General features: G+C 32.5%; 19 protein-coding genes. 6 read left to right on the top strand and 13 right to left on the bottom strand.

Annotated features, from left to right (window positions below; genetic code table 11):
- Window positions 1-27: 27 nt before the first annotated feature.
- The 9 genes from YW9_RS0111450 to YW9_RS12890 all read right to left on the bottom strand — a co-directional run bounded on the left by YW9_RS0111450 (window position 28) and on the right by YW9_RS12890 (window position 5,493).
- On the bottom strand, window positions 28-552 hold the full coding sequence (locus tag YW9_RS0111450; protein WP_018280313.1) for a dienelactone hydrolase family protein: 525 nt from the start codon (window positions 550-552) through the stop codon (window positions 28-30).
- Window positions 549-1,037 carry a YdeI/OmpD-associated family protein gene (locus YW9_RS13645; RefSeq protein ID WP_018280312.1) on the bottom strand — a complete coding sequence of 163 codons (489 nt, stop codon included), beginning with the start codon at window positions 1,035-1,037 and terminating at the stop codon, window positions 549-551. Before YW9_RS13645 ends, YW9_RS0111450 begins: the two co-directional genes overlap by 4 nt.
- Before the next feature lie 59 nt (window positions 1,038-1,096).
- On the bottom strand, window positions 1,097-2,128 hold the full coding sequence (locus tag YW9_RS0111440; RefSeq protein WP_018280311.1) for a hypothetical protein: 1,032 nt from the start codon (window positions 2,126-2,128) through the stop codon (window positions 1,097-1,099).
- 79 nt (window positions 2,129-2,207) lie between these two features.
- Window positions 2,208-2,453: a transposase gene (locus tag YW9_RS13520; RefSeq protein ID WP_155848778.1), complete on the bottom strand. Its 246-nt coding sequence runs from the start codon at window positions 2,451-2,453 to the stop codon at window positions 2,208-2,210.
- Window positions 2,454-2,487: 34 nt separating this feature from the next.
- A complete protein-coding gene (locus YW9_RS0111430) occupies window positions 2,488-2,871 on the bottom strand; it encodes a DUF4180 domain-containing protein (protein ID WP_040354214.1) in 384 nt (127 codons plus the stop codon).
- A 20-nt stretch (window positions 2,872-2,891) separates the two neighbouring features.
- The gene (locus YW9_RS0111425; RefSeq protein ID WP_018280308.1) at window positions 2,892-3,812 is read right to left on the bottom strand and encodes a hypothetical protein; all 921 of its coding nucleotides are present in this window, start codon (window positions 3,810-3,812) and stop codon (window positions 2,892-2,894) included.
- A 1-nt stretch (window position 3,813) separates the two neighbouring features.
- A complete protein-coding gene (locus YW9_RS0111420; RefSeq protein ID WP_018280307.1) occupies window positions 3,814-4,128 on the bottom strand; it encodes a DUF4298 domain-containing protein in 315 nt (104 codons plus the stop codon).
- Window positions 4,129-4,281: 153 nt separating this feature from the next.
- Window positions 4,282-4,743, bottom strand: coding sequence for a copper resistance protein NlpE (locus YW9_RS0111415; RefSeq protein ID WP_018280306.1), 462 nt, complete (start codon window positions 4,741-4,743; stop codon window positions 4,282-4,284).
- Between the two features lie 240 nt (window positions 4,744-4,983).
- Complete coding sequence (locus tag YW9_RS12890; protein ID WP_018280305.1) at window positions 4,984-5,493, bottom strand: hypothetical protein; 510 nt, start codon at window positions 5,491-5,493, stop codon at window positions 4,984-4,986.
- 62 nt (window positions 5,494-5,555) lie between these two features.
- Here YW9_RS12890 and YW9_RS13515 point away from each other — a divergent pair, with 62 nt between their 5' ends.
- A complete protein-coding gene (locus tag YW9_RS13515) occupies window positions 5,556-5,732 on the top strand; it encodes a hypothetical protein (RefSeq protein ID WP_018280304.1) in 177 nt (58 codons plus the stop codon).
- A gap of 275 nt (window positions 5,733-6,007) precedes the next feature.
- Here the strand turns inward: YW9_RS13515 and YW9_RS0111400 are convergent, their stop codons facing one another.
- From YW9_RS0111400 to mraZ, 4 genes are read right to left on the bottom strand one after another with little or no spacing between them, the layout of a single operon-like run.
- Window positions 6,008-8,023, bottom strand: coding sequence for a penicillin-binding protein (locus tag YW9_RS0111400; RefSeq protein ID WP_018280303.1), 2,016 nt, complete (start codon window positions 8,021-8,023; stop codon window positions 6,008-6,010).
- Between the two features lie 37 nt (window positions 8,024-8,060).
- Window positions 8,061-8,390 (bottom strand): FtsL-like putative cell division protein, encoded by a 330-nt coding sequence (locus YW9_RS0111395; protein ID WP_018280302.1) that lies wholly within the window; start codon window positions 8,388-8,390, stop codon window positions 8,061-8,063.
- A gap of 3 nt (window positions 8,391-8,393) precedes the next feature.
- Complete coding sequence (rsmH, locus tag YW9_RS0111390) at window positions 8,394-9,302, bottom strand: 16S rRNA (cytosine(1402)-N(4))-methyltransferase RsmH (protein WP_018280301.1); 909 nt, start codon at window positions 9,300-9,302, stop codon at window positions 8,394-8,396.
- On the bottom strand, window positions 9,295-9,750 hold the full coding sequence (gene mraZ, locus YW9_RS0111385; protein WP_018280300.1) for a division/cell wall cluster transcriptional repressor MraZ: 456 nt from the start codon (window positions 9,748-9,750) through the stop codon (window positions 9,295-9,297). The genes rsmH and mraZ overlap by 8 nt, the downstream gene beginning before the upstream one ends.
- A gap of 428 nt (window positions 9,751-10,178) precedes the next feature.
- Between mraZ and YW9_RS0111375 the strand changes: the two genes are divergently transcribed.
- The 5 genes from YW9_RS0111375 (at window position 10,179) to YW9_RS0111355 (ending at window position 15,762) form a co-directional block, all read left to right on the top strand.
- Window positions 10,179-11,027, top strand: a complete 849-nt coding sequence (locus tag YW9_RS0111375; RefSeq protein ID WP_018280298.1) for an ABC transporter ATP-binding protein — start codon at window positions 10,179-10,181, stop codon at window positions 11,025-11,027.
- Window positions 11,024-11,800: a hypothetical protein gene (locus YW9_RS0111370; protein ID WP_018280297.1), complete on the top strand. Its 777-nt coding sequence runs from the start codon at window positions 11,024-11,026 to the stop codon at window positions 11,798-11,800. The genes YW9_RS0111375 and YW9_RS0111370 overlap by 4 nt, the downstream gene beginning before the upstream one ends.
- Window positions 11,801-11,802: 2 nt before the next feature.
- Window positions 11,803-12,195 (top strand): GntR family transcriptional regulator, encoded by a 393-nt coding sequence (locus YW9_RS0111365; protein ID WP_040354210.1) that lies wholly within the window; start codon window positions 11,803-11,805, stop codon window positions 12,193-12,195.
- The gene (locus tag YW9_RS0111360; RefSeq protein WP_018280295.1) at window positions 12,182-12,931 is read left to right on the top strand and encodes a hypothetical protein; all 750 of its coding nucleotides are present in this window, start codon (window positions 12,182-12,184) and stop codon (window positions 12,929-12,931) included. Before YW9_RS0111365 ends, YW9_RS0111360 begins: the two co-directional genes overlap by 14 nt.
- Window positions 12,932-13,164: 233 nt before the next feature.
- Complete coding sequence (locus YW9_RS0111355; protein ID WP_081615909.1) at window positions 13,165-15,762, top strand: TlpA family protein disulfide reductase; 2,598 nt, start codon at window positions 13,165-13,167, stop codon at window positions 15,760-15,762.
- Window positions 15,763-15,827 lie beyond the last annotated feature (65 nt).

The following is a 15,827-nucleotide window of genomic DNA, read 5'->3' as shown; positions in this document are numbered from 1 at the left end:
ATTTTTATATCTTTGAATTATCAGGACTTATAGCATCTTATTTTGGATATACTCACAGATTTGCTGGGCGATATGTTCTTTTTGGTAAAAGTTGTGATACGCCTCATCAAACAGGTATGGCGATGTTTTCATTGTATCATACCACGCAGTACTGGGCAGATGTTGGTCTTCTTTACCATAAAATAGGTGAAGCTGAGCTTTTGGAGGTATTGTTTCATACCGCAATCGAGTGGAAGATACGGCTACCAAATGTTTGGCTTTTAATCCGCTGTGTAAGGCTCTCCAAGCAATATAGCCACCTATGCTAAAACCTAGTATGGCGAAGGTTTCTTTTTCTTTGTGGGTTAAGTTTTGTACAGATTGTAGAACGCCACCGTCCATAAATTGCTGATGCAGTGCCACCTCGGTATATTGACTTACATCTATCTGCCCTAACTGACAAGCGTCATAAAAGATAACCTCAAAATGTTTGGATAAGGTTTCGGTGTAATATTGCCACCATTGTGATTGTTTTACACCCCATAAATCCGAAACAACGATGAGTTTTTTCATTGGTTTTCCTTTTTGTTTAGTAACATACTTATCATTTTCTCCAAACGCCTTTCTTTGGTTTCTTGCTTTTGGGCTTCATTTATCCATTGGATATACTCGTTTTTGTGAGACGGACTCAGTTTTTGAAACACGGCATATGCCTCGGGGGGTTCTTTTAATGTGTTTTCTATATCTGTGCTGTCAATGGCTTGGGTATGCCTTTTTTCAGCTTCATCAAAATCAGTACTAGTTCTGGGTGCGTTAGGCAATTGTTTGTCTAATGATTTTCGATACTGGATACATCCTTGCATAAACTTATCCCACTGCGGAACAGATATATCCACCTCATATTTTTCAGGAAGTAAATTCCATAAATCAGGATGAAACCAACACAAATCGTGTTCGCTGCAATCACGGTGCTTACGAATGGCATTGCGTAATTTTTCGACCTCCGAAATGAGTTGCTCTCGGGTCATTTGTTGTAAATCTTCGTCCATTTCTTTCATATTGTTTATTTTCTTATCGCTTCAATCCCATAAGGTATTAGGGGCAAATGGTGTTTCTGCTAATCTACCCACAAGCCAAGTTGGTCAGCAAGGGTGTAAATACGCTGTTTGTCCTGCTTTTTAGCGATAATGAAATTACAATCGTCGTTGCCACTGCTAAGGTCGAGCAAGGTGTAATCGGTTAAGTTTTCTAATCTGTCGCGGACTATTTCCCAGTCGTTGCCTACTTCCTTGAAGGTCATTTTAAAAGGCTGACCGATTTTCTCCGAAATGAACCGACACAACTCCTTAACGCCAAACTTCCAATCATCTTTAAATACATCTAACTTCTCAACAAAAGCCCAGTAAAGTAAATAATCGGTCTGATAATCATCAAGGTATTCCAAATCTTCCTCAAACCAAATGCCCTCATCGATGAGCCTTTGGGCAAAGGCTTCACGATTTTCGAGGATGTTTTTCCAATCGGTTTTCAGTTCGGCAATATCTTTTTCGGAAAGATAGTTATCGTGATTAAGCAACCCAACCAATTCATCAAATACCTCTTCATCCGAAATAGGGTCGGTTTGCTGTATTTTCTTTCGCAGGGTTTCATACGCTACTTCGCTGAATTTTAGCAATTCGTCAAAGTGATATTTTTCGGTTTCATTGGCGGTTTCAGGGTCGAAATAATGGCTGTTCAACATCATTTCGCGGTAAGTCATACGGTGTGCATCTACATCATCGCAATGGATATATACAAAATCGTCTCCGATTTGCATCAACGAAAATGAAACATAGTAGGTCTTTGCTAATCCCATATTTTTACGCACTTTGAACAGAAAATGCAACAGCATAAATCCCTCGCCACGCCCAATGGCTTCTATGTCTTGTGCATCAACTTCGCCAAATCCGAAAATACTAAAAATGTGATTAAGATGCTTGATTTCCTCTTTATAATCATAATCATCAGGCACATCATCAGGTGCGGATGCAAAAGGCAGATACATAAAATTGACATCACCCAGCCACGCACCAAATCTGCTATAAATATTTTCTCTACTGATGTCGTTATCACGCATCAATTCGTAGATTTTTAATAAGTTTTCTTTCATTATAATATGATAAAATAAAGGTAGATATACAATAAATATTCAAATTTAAAAGGAACAATTTTCTGATACCATACAATCATTATCCATAAAAACAATCTTCTGTCCATTTTGCAGGATTATTTTCGATGTATTCGTGAATTTTGAAATACGATGCCTCATTTCGGATAATATGTTCGTAATAATTGCGTTGCCAAATTTGATGGATATTTGTATTGGAACGCACCCATTTGGTTACACCAATTTTAAAACCACGCACGATTGAACCAATGGTGTTTGATGTCCCCCGTAGGGGCGAAAGATCTTTCGCCCTATTATCATCGGGCAAATGTTGATTTGTTGGGGCGAAATATTTTTTGCCTTTACATAGTATTATTTGTCCTATCGCTGAGGTCGCCTTCACTAAAAAAATCTGAAATTGATGTTATAAAATTGATTTGCCTTCCTTTATTACTTTCAAAAATAAAATTATTGAGACTTTTACTTTCGTATTTTGAAAAATCCCCAACAATAATCAAAGGCATCTGATATTGAGTGAATTTCTGTAAAATATCACCCGCAATTTTAGTTTTTAAATCGAAAAAATCTGTTGAGATATTTTTTTCGTGAATAATGATTTGCGAAAATCCCTGATAAGACAGATTGCCTATTAAGTCCAAAGTATCATCAACCGATGTCAATATTACTTTTTCTGAAAGAATTTCAGCAATTTTTGAACTATTTTTATGGTGTGTTTTTATTTCCATTTTTATGATTTTTCCAAGATTTAACAATTATAATAAAACCCTGTTACTTCAATACGCATACCAAAGAATTTTTCCAATTGGGGCAAATAATTGTCCAAATCATATTCTTTGGTACTGAGAATTGCTATTGGGTATTTTCTTTTTTTGTAATACACCCGCAAAGTATCGGCACCACCGCCTTTGGCTGGTAGCATTCGGTCAATGTCCACTTTTTTAATATCCGATAGCGGAAAAACATTGCAAAATTCACCTACACTTACCCCGAGTTGTTTATTTACTTCATCTCGCCACAATACGGCTTTATCTCCAAATTTTTCTATCAAAATAGGCGGACGACGTTTTACGATTTCGTTTTTTAGATAGTTCGTATTTATTTCAATATATTCTTTCGGAAATAAAACAAGGTCGGTAAGTTGTATATTCTCCTCATTTTCAATTGGAGTGATTAATTCGGGATATTTACGAGCATTGATAATATTAAAAAACACATATTGATGCTGAGGTTCTCCGTAATAAACGCTAAGAAATGTCATTCCGTCTTTCTGAAAAAATGAATAGAGGTCTTCACGAGTTTTATAGTGTTCATTGAGGGGCAAATGTTTTTCTAATTGCTGATGCACTTGCCAAAAATCAAATTCTTCTACTTGTCTGTCTCCATAGGCATAGAATTCTCGTACGGCTATATCCCTACGCTGGGTGTTGTGTATGCGAAATTCAAATTTGGAAAATAGCAAATTGCCCACCCGCACCGGATATTTAAAATAGTAATACTCATACACCTCATAATCCAAATCAAAAGGGCTCTCCCACTCCACTAAAGGTGATGCGATAACTTCCTCGTAGGTAGTGTCCCACGAAAGGAATTTCGGTTCAGGCGATTGTACTTCAAACCCTAAATGATAATCCGTGTGATTTTCTGAAAGTAATAGGATTTTTTTCATACTATTCTTCTCTCGAGATGATTTTGGTTACCAATTTCAAGAAATCCACCGCCAAGAAATATTGGTCGCCCAAAGCATTGTACGCGAGGTCTTCGGAAAGTACTCCGTGGGGCATTCCTTCAGGGATTTTACCCGCGTTAGCATCGTCATAATCTTGTCGCCATTGGTCGCTTGCGTAATAGGTGTTGAGTTTTTGCACTTCGGGAAGTAATTCTTTCCATTGTTTTAGAAACTCTTCCGCTTTCGGGGTGAAATTTTCTATTCTGTTGAGGATTTCCTCCATTTCTGCAATGTTTTGTAGTTGTTCTGTGTTCATATTGATTGTTTTGTCTAAAAAAATATAAAAGAATAATCAAAATATTCTTTACGATATTATTTTTTTAAGTAAAAGAAAATATCCGAATCAGAATCTCCTCTTCGGATATCTTATATTTGTTAGAATTTGTAGTTACAATTACGAATATCTACTTTATTCGTCCATTTTTTTTAGTACGTAATGAGATGCCAATTCGCTTGTGATTTCGTTGCCTTTGGTATCTAACATAATAATACTTCCCTCTACAACTTTGTAACTCTGCTTGTTGCCATCTTTGGTGTTGAGGGTGATTTTAAATCCGTCCTCCGACCAAGTAAAGGTTCCTTCTTCATTAAAGATTCCATCTTTTTCTTCCAAATAAATTTCCGTTTTTTTGTAAGTATGGTTGTCCATTAATGTCAAAGTAACTTCGATGCCAGGGCTACTTGCCGCCGGAATTATTCCTTTGTAAGTTCCTGCCCAATCCAGTGAATTTTCGGCATTGTGAGAGTCTTTTTGAATCATTTCCTCTTGCGATAGGGGAGTTTCTGTTAAGGTGTTGTCAGATTTTTTGGGAGTGGTATTACACGCCACTAAAAAAGCAAAACTTGTTGCTGCTAAAATTATTTTTTTCATTGTTTTATATAATTTTTTAATTTAATCACTGATGATTTATCAAAGAGAACCATAAAAAATAACAAAATCTAATGCAATTACAATTCCATCGGTATATAAAATACAATTGATAGGAAGTAATTTTTTCCCTTCATTTCTCCAAAATTGTTGTAACGTGTCAATATCAGTTATTTTTAATGTGTTTTCGTTTAGTTTTTTACTTATAACTTGTTATTTCTATAGTATTTTTTATATGTTATTCTAAAATTGAATGTCATTTGCTGGAACTAATTGTATCCATAGATGTAAATTATCAAAATTGGTTATCTGAAAAGGTAAAATTTGCTGAGGATAGAGCTTTTCTGTTCCAAAAATAGCTTTACAAACATCATAATTAGCAATAGCATAGAATTTTTGACCAATATCAAAGATAATTCCTTGTGGATAAAGGCAAATAAGACGACCATTTACTTTTTTTCCTATATAATCAGATTGTTTTAAGGTTTCCCAGTGCTGTAAATAAGGTATTTTTGAAAGTTGCCAAAGTTCTTCAAATTGGTTTTGTGTGATTTCTTCTGTCAGAAATTCCAAATAATCTTTAAAACTTCCCTCAGGAAGAAAAAACTTTCCTTCAACGTCAATGGAACTATTAATCAATGTATTATTTTTTTGAACAATTTGTCGAGTACAATAGTAGTCTTTATCCAACTCAATAAATTTTGGATATAAATCAAGCTCCTTGTTGAAAAATTTATAGTATTTTGTTGTCATAATAGTATTTTTTGAAGCTAAATTTACTTCTTTTGAAAGAAATATAGTTCTATCTAATAGAAATGGAGCGTCATCTGATAGAAATGGAGCATCATCTAATAGAAACGGAGCGTCATCCGATGGAAATGAAGCATCATCCGATGGAAATGGAGCATCATCTAATAAAAATAGAGCATCATCTGATAGAAATGGAGCATCATCTGATAGAAATGGAGCATCATCTGATAGAAATGGAATAATTACTATATAAAATCATATGAAATTTGATAAAGTAGAAGCTATAAAGATGAAAAACATTACTTTTTTTTCAGAATTCTACTTTTTAAGACTTGAAATTAAAAAACTGCGGTCAGAAATTATCCAACCGCAGTTAAAAATTAATTTCTATATATGTGTAATGAATAGTGTTAGCCTATTTTGTTATAAGCCAACACGATAAATAATCTGTCTTGCATCACTTTAAATTCCCATTATGTCAAAGAACTTTTAGCCTTTCTAATGAAAATACATTAGATTAGCTATTTTCTAACGTAAGAACGATATTTTTGTTCGTTCCTATTTTTTGTCCACTTGTAATCGACTGGTTTGTCACTTTTCCTTCGCCAATTAATCGAACTTTTAGTCCCATATTTTCGAGTAAAGCAACGGCATCCATTGCAGCCATTCCTATAACATCGGGCATTATGGTTTTATATTTTTGAGCTTTTGTATAATATTGATTGTAGTTTGTGTTGGTTTTCTCTGAAGCGTTGTCTACATCTTCGATTGTATCAATAAGCAGTGAATTTGTGTAAATTTTCTGAGCGATACTTTTAAATACGGGTCCTGAAACATCAGCTCCGTAGTATCCCACGTTTCTGTCAGGTTCGTGAATTACCACGATGCACGAATACTTTGGGTTTTCAACAGGGAAAAATCCCGCAAAAGAGGAGATGTAACTCCATTTCGATTTGTCGTTGCTACCATAATTTTTTCTTGCAGTTCCTGTTTTTCCTGCCATTGAAAAGTCGGAAGAGTATAATTTATGTGCAGTTCCGTATGGTTTTTCTACAACGCTGGCGAGTAATCCTTTTGCTTTTTGTGCGGTTTCTTTTGAACAAATTTTTCCGTTGATGATTTCCACATTGAATTTTTCGATGGTTTTATTCCATTCACGTACTTCCTTTATGAGTCGAGGCTTAACCATTACTCCATTGTTTGCAATTGCGTTATAAAAAGCTAATGTTTGCAAAGGAGTTAAATGTAAGCCATAGCCAAAAGCCATCCATTCGAGGGAAATACCGCTCCAGTTTTTGTCCTTGGGTTTTGGAATGTACGGAGTCCTTTCACCTTTGATGGGTAATCCTAAAGGTTGGTCTAATCCCATTTGCGATAGCTTATCGGTAAATTCTTTTGGATTTTTAGAAAATAAATGATGAACCATTTCGGTCATACCAACATTTGACGAAACAGCAAAGGCTTTAGCAATATTTATCTTTCCTGTAAATCTTTTTTGTGAATCATCAACGGTTTCTTTGTAGTAATTCGCTCTTCCGTTTTTGATATCAACCACGTATGTAGTGTCAATGCCACGCTCTTCGATAGCAGCGACAACCGACATTAATTTAAAGATTGAACCAGGTTCGTGAACTTCTCCAATTGCGTAATTGTATCGTTCTGAATAAGTATTTGTTTTTGAATTCAATTCTAAATTTGAAATAGCTTTTATTTCTCCTGAATTAACTTCCATTACTATCACACAGCCGTGCTTTGCTTTAAATTTTTCCAACTGAGCAAGTAAAGCGTGATGAGCAATGTCTTGAATATTAATATTTATGGTTGAAACTACATCGTATCCATCTTTTGGCTCGATGATATTGAAACCACTAGCAAGTTTCCATTGCCCTTTGGCTATTTTTTGTTCCAAACGACGCCCTTTTGTACCCAAGAGATAGTTAGAATAGGCTCCTTCTAATCCCACACGAATAGTGTATCCGTTTTCATCAGTTCGTTCGTAACCAATACTTCGGTGAGCGATTCCACCTAAAGGATATTCGCGTTTTACTTTTTTATCAATAATAAGGCCTCCTTTGTATGGACCTTTCTCAAAAAGAGGAAATTTTTTAATACGCAGATAATCGCTATACCCCAATTGTGGTGCAATTAGTAGGTAGCGATTTTTTAGTTTGCGTTCTTTTTTGAGTAAATTTTGATAGTATGAGCTTGGTTTGCCAAACATCTTTGAAAGAGAATCACTTAGGGGTTTTATGTGCGTATTGAAGTTTTTTTCTGAAGGAGCAATTCCGTCCCATCGGATATCATAACGTACTACTGACGTGGCAAGTAGGCTTCCATCATCAGAATATAGATTTCCTTGATTAGGAATTATTTCAGCTTCTCGAAGTGTAGTTTCATCTGCTTTTGCCCGATATTCATCACCTTCAATCTGAATTTTTACAAGTTTTACAGAAATGACAATCGCTAACAAAAGCATAGCAGTCGCAACAATGTATGTGCGAGATAATATCCTTTTGTCATTTTTTGTTGCCATTTTTGTATGAATTAAGTTTGGTTTAAAATTTCAAATGTTATTCTTTAATAATTACTTTTATTTTTTGAGGTGGTTTTTCAGGTTGTTTTAATCCTTTGTTTTTAAGTTTGTTAAGTAATGAAGACTCTAATTTTACCTTTTGCAATTGTGAACGAACATCAACAAATTGACTTTTCAGTTCATTTACCTCTTCATTGAGTTTTGCAATTTGATGTACTTTATTATCTGCATTATGAGAACTTGTAATCATAACTACTCCTAAAACAAACAGAAAAGCGATGAACGTCCAATTCTTGGTAGCTTCTTTGCCTTCCACCAAAAACTTTCCTCTGAGGATATTTTTTATTTCATTTGTAGCTTTTCCCATTTTTTATTGTCTTTCAGCTATTCGGAGTTTAGCACTTCTGGCACGGCTATTTTCAGCAATTTCGCTCTCTGTCGGGACGATTAATCCGCCTACTTTTTTAAAAGGAACAGCAACATTGCCGTAAAAATCTTTCTCGGGACTTCCTTCAAATTGCCCATCACGAATGAAACGTTTTACCAATCGGTCTTCTAACGAATGATAACTGATGAGGCTAATACGTCCGCCTGTTTTCACAATATCAGGAAGTTGTAATAAGAATTCTTCCAAAACCTGTATTTCCTCATTTACTTCAATGCGAATGGCTTGATAGATTTGAGCGAGAGTTTTATTTTCTTTAAATTTCTGCAAGAAAGGCTTTAGAATTTGCTGTAATTGATTGCCAGTAACTATTTTTTGTTCTACACGAGCGGTAACAATGGCTTTGGCAATAGCTTTAGCATTTTTCAGCTCTCCATATTTTGAAAATAGAATAACTAATTCGCTTTCAGAATATTCGTTCAGTATGTTTTGAGCCGAAATTGTCGCATTTTGGTTCATTCGCATATCTAAAACGCCGTCAAAACGTGTTGAAAATCCTCGCTCGGGAACATCAAACTGATGAGATGAAACTCCAAAATCCCCTAAAATACCATCTACTTTTTTAACTCCATAGAATTTCAAAAATCGTTTTATGTATCTGAAATTCTGATTTATAAGTGTAAAACGCTCGTCATCAATAACATTGTTAGCAGCATCGGCATCTTGGTCAAAGGCGTATAATCGTCCGTTTTCACCCAGTTGATTTAAGATTTCACGCGAATGTCCGCCACCTCCAAAAGTAACATCTACATAGATTCCATCTTTCTTAATTGACAGCCCATCAATACTTTCTGTAAGTAGTACAGGTTTGTGATATCCTTCTGTATTAATCATTTCCTAAGCCTCCCATAACTTTTTCAGCCAATGCCGAGAAATCCTCTGGACTTGTATAAATGGCTTTTTCATAAGCTATTTTGTCCCAAATTTCAACTCGGTTTCCTAATGCTGACATAACGATTTCTTTGTCAATTTGTGCGTATTCCAGTAAATCCTTCGGAATTAACATTCTTCCAACAGAGTCTATTTCAATGAGTTTTACACCTGACATAAACTTTCTGATGAAATCATTATTCTCTTTTACGTATCTGTTTAGGCTATTTACTTTTTGCATTTCCAAATTCCATTCGGTCATTGTATAAAAGTCTATACATCTTTGAAAATCAGAGCGTTTAAGTACGAACCCCGCTTCCAAATCTCCCAATTGTTTTTTGAGAGGAGCTGGAAGTGTTATCCGTCCCTTTGCGTCTATTTTACATTCGTATGTGCCTATAAGAATTCCCACTGTAATACATTTCTAAATAATCACAGGACAAAAGTAGAAAAAAAATCCCACATTCTACCACTTTTTCCCACATTGTTGATAAGTTTTTTCTTTTGGAATGTAACAACCAAAACATTCATAATTAAGTATTTAGTTAAATTTTTCGTAAAATTAATCTTAAATTGTTTGCGTGTTTTTGTTTAACTGTTTAGTTTTTAGTTGTTTGATGTTTTTGTTTGATGCAAAACAAAAGTTAAATGAGTTAAAATTTGAAATGAAATTTATTGAATTATTTTTTAACCTTTGTAGAAAATAATATGCTGATAATCTTTCTGTTCGAGGTGTTGGAAGCGAATAAAAACTATTTTTTTACTCAAAAATTTGTAGGTATGATTTTTTGTATTACTTTTGCAGTGTAATAGTAAAGTAATACACCAAAACACTTTTTTATGATAACGGTTAAAAATTTAGATTTTTCTTTTCGTAAGAAAACCATCTTTACAGATTTGAATTTGCATATTGAGCGAGGACAAATCTGTGGTTTGTTTGGGAAAAATGGAGTAGGGAAAACCACGTTTTTGTACAACATCGCAGGGTTGCTTTTCCCTAATCGAGGGACAATTCAAGTTTTAGGATTTGTTCCAAAGGAGCGAAAAACGAGCTTTTTACAAGAAATTTTTGTAATCCCTGATGAGGTTTATCTGCCTGATACCTCGGTGGAAAAATACCAACAAAGGCTATCGTGTTTTTATCCGAAATTTAGCTTAGAGCAATTCCATAGATTTTTAGAAGGATTTGAAATCCAAAAAAATGCAAAACTTCACCAATTGAGTTACGGACAAAGAAAAAAAGTACTCGTTGCTCTTGCTTTAGCTACAAATACCTCAGTAGTACTTATGGATGAGCCTACTAATGGACTCGACATTATGGGAAAAACCCAATTCCGGAAAATTATGGCTGAAATAATGGGTGATGAGCGTTCTTTTGTCATCAGTACGCATCAGGCGAAGGATTTGGAAAGCCTCATCGATCGAGTGATTGTTTTAGATGAAAAAAATGTACTCTTTAACGAATCTATGGAGCAAATTTCGAGGCGATTAGCATTCAAAATAGCTTCCGAAAAATCAGAAATGGAAAAAGCCTTCTATGCCGAGGAAAATTTCTTTGGAAATATCCTCGTTTTGCCCAATGAAGATGATATTGAAAACAGAGTAGATTTGGAATTGCTTTATAAAGCTGTTATTTCAAATCCTAAAAAGATAAATGATTGGTTTAACTCTAATGCTACAAAAATATGAAACAATTTTACAAGTTATTTAAGAAAGAATTAAATGAAAATGCAAAGAATTTGACTTATATTTTCATTGCTACAACCTTAATAGTACCTGCTATTATGGCATATTCTTATTTTATAAGAGCAAAAGAAGAAGTTTTTTATGAAGTAAATTTTATATCAATATATCCCTTTACAATTTTAATTATTGGAATCTTATCTTCTTATTTGGCATTTCGTTTTGTAGAAAAGAAAAACAAAATTATTGCAGAAATAAGCCTTCCGGCAAGTATTTTTCAAAAGTGGTTAGTCAAATTTATTATATATACTGTTTTTCATTTGATATCTTATTCGTTATTATTCTTTCTGATGTATAAAATAGGTATTTTTATAATAGAAAAAAATAATATTAGCATAGAACCTTATAGTGTTTTTGATAAAGATTCGTTGGAAGGTTTTATTGTCGCATCTATTATTACTTATTTTATGATACAATCTTTTTTCTATTCATCAATACTTACATTTAAACGTTTTACCTTTTTAAAATCCCTTTTAGCAGTTTCGTTAAGTATATTTTTATTTATAATCTTTAATCTTTATCTTACAGGTATTTTAGGCAGAGAAGATATTTTCTTTGTTACAGATAGAATAACAATAGATTCATACGGTTCTTATGAAGTTTATTATAAAGCATCTTATGCTTTTTATATTTTGAAGAGTAATTTGTTTGTAGTAGGGCTTCCTTTACTATTTTATATGGTTTCTTATTTTAAATTTAAAGAAAAAGAAGCACGATGACTATGGAAATTAAAAATAATGGTCAAGCCATTTACCTTCAAATCGTTGATTTTGTTTGCCAAAAGATATTATTAGATGAATGGCAGCCCGAAACTAAAATACCAAGTGTTCGTGAATTGGCAATACAGGTTAGTGTCAATCCGAATACGATAGCCCGAAGTTATGAGTTCTTAAAAAATAATGGAATTATCATTGACAAACGTGGAATTGGGTATTTTGTGGAAAAAAATGGAATAGAACAAGCACGAAAATACCGCCAACAAGAATTTTTACAAAACGAACTTCCTGTTTTATTCAATACGCTTTATGTATTAGGTATTGAACTTGATGAATTACAACAACATTACGAAAATTTTAAAAACAATTTAAATCAAAAACAGAATGAAAACAAGTAATAAATTATTATTATTGGCTTTCTCAATAATTATTATATTTCCAATAGTAGAATTTTTCATTATAAAATCAATGAAAGAAGTAAAAAAACCTTCTGTGAAGTATAGATGGAGCTATGTGAAAGATTCGTTAGAGATAAAAAAACTTCCTGACTTTAAACATTTAAAAATAACAGGAGAAGGAGGAATGTTAGATAGCATTGGTGAAATTTTATTTGTATATAAAGATACTTCGTATGCATTTATTGATAATAGTTTGAATAAAGAAAGCATATCATTTACTTCAAATAACGATACATTAACACTTAAAATTGATAAAAATATAGGAGGTAATTGGAAAAATTTACATTTTATTGGTATTCATTCTCCTGTTTTAGAATCAGTATCCCTTGATAATGTATGGCTTAGAGTTAATACACTTTCAAAATACAGAAATAAAACAACTACAACATTTAATTTAAATAAAAGTAGAATTTATTTTGATGTATATGACTTTAGTGGAGAAGATTATAAATATCATAATGTTAAAAATGAAATGTCTTATCAAAAAATAATCCTAAATGGGATAGATAGCGAATTTATATTAAATGAAATAACAAGCGACACGATTAAAGTCGATATTAAAGGAAACTCGATATTCTCTTCAAAAGCTATTTATAAGGATATTTTAGGAAATATAAGCAAAGAAACCAAAATAGATTACTATAATAGTAAAAAAGATAATATAAAATTTGAATAACTCTTTCTTAATTATAAATAAAAATAAGCTACTTATACAAAAATCATCTGATTTATTTCAAAATAACAAATAAGATATTCTTATTTAGTATAAATTAAGATAGAACAATGTCAAAAGTTATTAATTTTATTTCACGATTAAAAAGATGTTTTCTTTAAATATACTACGAATGAAATAAAATAATTTTTCTGAATTTAAGGATTAAATTAATCAATAAAATAAAAAATTAAATTATGAAACACTTATTTTTAATTAAAACAATGCTTTTATGTTTCATTTTTCAATGTAATATAAAAGCACAATCTCTGAATGAAATTCCTGAAAATCTTCACGGATTTTGGAAATTTCAAGTGGAAAAGAAAGGTGATTGGAATGGAATTCACATAGGTAAAAATTATGTGGAAGTGCTTTATAATCTTGTTCTAATAGAAAGTATAAAGCAAAAAGATAATAGGTATGAATTAGTTTTAAATGCTTATGGGAGATTTTTAGATGCAAGTATAACTTTAATAGAACAAGATAAGGCAAAGTTCGTTTTTGGCAACAAAGAATTTGAGTGTACAAAATACAATGCTGACCCTGATATTGTTTTATTAAAACCTTCAAATTATAAAAAAGTAATTAAAGGAATCTGGACAGGGGAAAACAATCCTCGAAAACAGCTTTCTATTACAAAAAATAAACTTCATTGGAATAATGCTGATTGGAAAATACATTGGTTAGGAAAATACTTGGATAAGGAATATCGTGCTTTGATTGAATATAATAATTCTTTCAAGATGGTGTATATTACACATTCTGATAATAACATAAAATTCAGAACTGAAAACAATGATGAAATATATAAAATAGGGGAAAAAATTCAGTCGAACTATCTTTACGGAACGTGGTGCAACCCTACGACCAATGAATGGGTCATTGGTTTCTTTGATAAGATAGTTGTGTATAAAAATGAAGCTTGGACATATCAGTATAGTAAGAAAGACGAAAATACATATCAAATTACTTTATCACAAGAAGATAAAAAGCAAACGATAACGTGTTCTTTTATAGGAAAAGACAAAAATGAACTTACGCTTCTTGATGGGAATCAAAAAATAGATTTAAAATACGAAAATCGTCCTCAACCGTATTTAACAGAGGATAATCGATCGTTTTTGAATAACAATTACAAAAAAGAAAAAGTAACGATTAGAGGGTTTTTACAGAATATGCCTCATAAAAAGCCTTTTAAAATAACTATTCCGAATTTAATTACAGATGAAGAGGATGAATTTTTTGCTGATATTGATAAAAATGGTTGTTTTTCAATCACTTTTGAAGTATTGAACACTTCATTTATTTTGATGGATTGGGGGAGAACTTATTTGCCTGATGTAGTTGAACCTGGAGAAGAATATTTTTTATATATTGATTATAAAAATAAAGATTTTAGAGGTAATAAAGAGGCTATTGTTTGGCAAATGGGTAAAAATGCACGCCTTCATAGGGAACTCACAAGCTATTTTTCTTTTGCGAAATCAGACTTTTTCCCTCATATTGACAAAAATCTTCCTTCAGATGTATTTCTAAGCAAAAGTAGAGAGGCATTAAGAAATGAATTAAAGGTGGTAAAACAGTTTTCAGAGTTGAATAAAATTTCTAAAAGAACTTTGTATTTTATTGAGAAGTTTAAGCTTACGGTGATGGCAAGAGATATGATGCAACGAAAATTTGACTTAGAAAGAAGTAAAGAGGGTAATTTTAGTGCTGATTATATGGCACTTGCTGATTCTGTATTTCAAAATATGCCGAAACCATTAACATTAATGCGATCAAATACCTTTTTGAATGATTATACAGCTTATTATAATGAAAAAGTATTCCTAAAACCAGATTTTATAGGTAATTTGGAGGTAATGAAGTATTTCGATAAGCATAAAATGGTTACTTTGTCTGAAAAAGAACATATAGCAATACATAAATTAGAAGAAATGGCTCAGAAAACATTTGAGTTACGTCAGCAAAAAGCGGATTCAACAACACTTGCGAATCATTTTGCCTTATTTAAACCTTATATTGATGATTTTAATGCTTTTGCTTTTACAAAACCATATGAAAAGCTGTTTGCTGAGCAATTTCCTAAAATAAAAGATGAAGTTGTGTATATCCCAATGCTAAAAAGAGAGCTTTCAACTTTGGATTCATTGAAAGTCTCGCCAGAAGTTAAGGAAATAATGTATGCAGGAAGAGCGTATAACATTTACGAAGGAGAAAGTCGCTCTTTGACGCAAAAAGAGTGGGATTTTTTCGCTTCGAATATAAAAAGTAGTGAAATATTGAGTATTTTAGAGGATGAACAAAGTAAATACAATACTATTCAAGGTCAAGATGTTAAATATTCAGAATCATTAAAACGCACTGAACATTTAAAAGATGCTAAAAATGCCGATGAGCTTTTCAAAAAACTAACAGAACCTTATCTGGGAAAAGTGATTTACATTGATTTTTGGGGCACTTGGTGTGCACCTTGTCGTGAACAAATGAAGTATATTGGTAAAGTAAAAGAAGAATTAAAAGGAAAAGATGTAGTATTTATGTATTTTGCCAATCGTTCCCCAGAAGATTCTTGGAAAAATATTATAAAACAATATAATCTGACGGGCGAAAGTGTAGTGCATTACAATCTTCCTGATGAGCAACAAAGTATGTTAGAACGTCGTTTAGGAGTTAAGAGTTTTCCCACGTATATGATAATTGATAAACAGGGAAATATTGTTTCAACAAAGCCCCCAATGCCTATCCAACAAGAAGTATTAGTTCAAGAACTCATCAAGTGGATTGAGAAATAATTATCAAATAAGTCAAATCCAAAAAATAGTAATTTTCTTTCAAAAATATTTGATATTCAGAATAA

Source organism: Capnocytophaga cynodegmi DSM 19736, from assembly GCF_000379185.1.
Taxonomy (GTDB): Bacteria; Bacteroidota; Bacteroidia; order Flavobacteriales; family Flavobacteriaceae; genus Capnocytophaga; species Capnocytophaga cynodegmi.
The sequence above is the reverse complement of the archived record's forward strand: the minus strand, read 5'-3'. Positions and strand labels throughout refer to the sequence as shown.

Bases quoted from the DNA above. Each gene is read 5' to 3' on its own strand.
- YW9_RS0111450 (WP_018280313.1), bottom strand. From the start codon at position 552: ATGAAAAAACTCATCGTTGTTTCGGATTTATGGGGTGTAAAACAATCA.
- YW9_RS13645 (WP_018280312.1), bottom strand. From the start codon at position 1,037: ATGAAAGAAATGGACGAAGATTTACAACAAATGACCCGAGAGCAACTC.
- YW9_RS0111440 (WP_018280311.1), bottom strand. From the start codon at position 2,128: ATGAAAGAAAACTTATTAAAAATCTACGAATTGATGCGTGATAACGAC.
- YW9_RS0111430 (WP_040354214.1), bottom strand. From the start codon at position 2,871: ATGGAAATAAAAACACACCATAAAAATAGTTCAAAAATTGCTGAAATT.
- YW9_RS0111425 (WP_018280308.1), bottom strand. From the start codon at position 3,812: ATGAAAAAAATCCTATTACTTTCAGAAAATCACACGGATTATCATTTA.
- YW9_RS0111420 (WP_018280307.1), bottom strand. From the start codon at position 4,128: ATGAACACAGAACAACTACAAAACATTGCAGAAATGGAGGAAATCCTC.
- YW9_RS0111415 (WP_018280306.1), bottom strand. From the start codon at position 4,743: ATGAAAAAAATAATTTTAGCAGCAACAAGTTTTGCTTTTTTAGTGGCG.
- YW9_RS12890 (WP_018280305.1), bottom strand. From the start codon at position 5,493: ATGACAACAAAATACTATAAATTTTTCAACAAGGAGCTTGATTTATAT.
- YW9_RS13515 (WP_018280304.1), top strand. From the start codon at position 5,556: ATGGAGCGTCATCTGATAGAAATGGAGCATCATCTAATAGAAACGGAG.
- YW9_RS0111400 (WP_018280303.1), bottom strand. From the start codon at position 8,023: ATGGCAACAAAAAATGACAAAAGGATATTATCTCGCACATACATTGTT.
- YW9_RS0111395 (WP_018280302.1), bottom strand. From the start codon at position 8,390: ATGGGAAAAGCTACAAATGAAATAAAAAATATCCTCAGAGGAAAGTTT.
- rsmH (WP_018280301.1), bottom strand. From the start codon at position 9,302: ATGATTAATACAGAAGGATATCACAAACCTGTACTACTTACAGAAAGT.
- YW9_RS0111375 (WP_018280298.1), top strand. From the start codon at position 10,179: ATGATAACGGTTAAAAATTTAGATTTTTCTTTTCGTAAGAAAACCATC.
- YW9_RS0111370 (WP_018280297.1), top strand. From the start codon at position 11,024: ATGAAACAATTTTACAAGTTATTTAAGAAAGAATTAAATGAAAATGCA.
- YW9_RS0111365 (WP_040354210.1), top strand. From the start codon at position 11,803: ATGGAAATTAAAAATAATGGTCAAGCCATTTACCTTCAAATCGTTGAT.
- YW9_RS0111360 (WP_018280295.1), top strand. From the start codon at position 12,182: ATGAAAACAAGTAATAAATTATTATTATTGGCTTTCTCAATAATTATT.
- YW9_RS0111355 (WP_081615909.1), top strand. From the start codon at position 13,165: ATGAAACACTTATTTTTAATTAAAACAATGCTTTTATGTTTCATTTTT.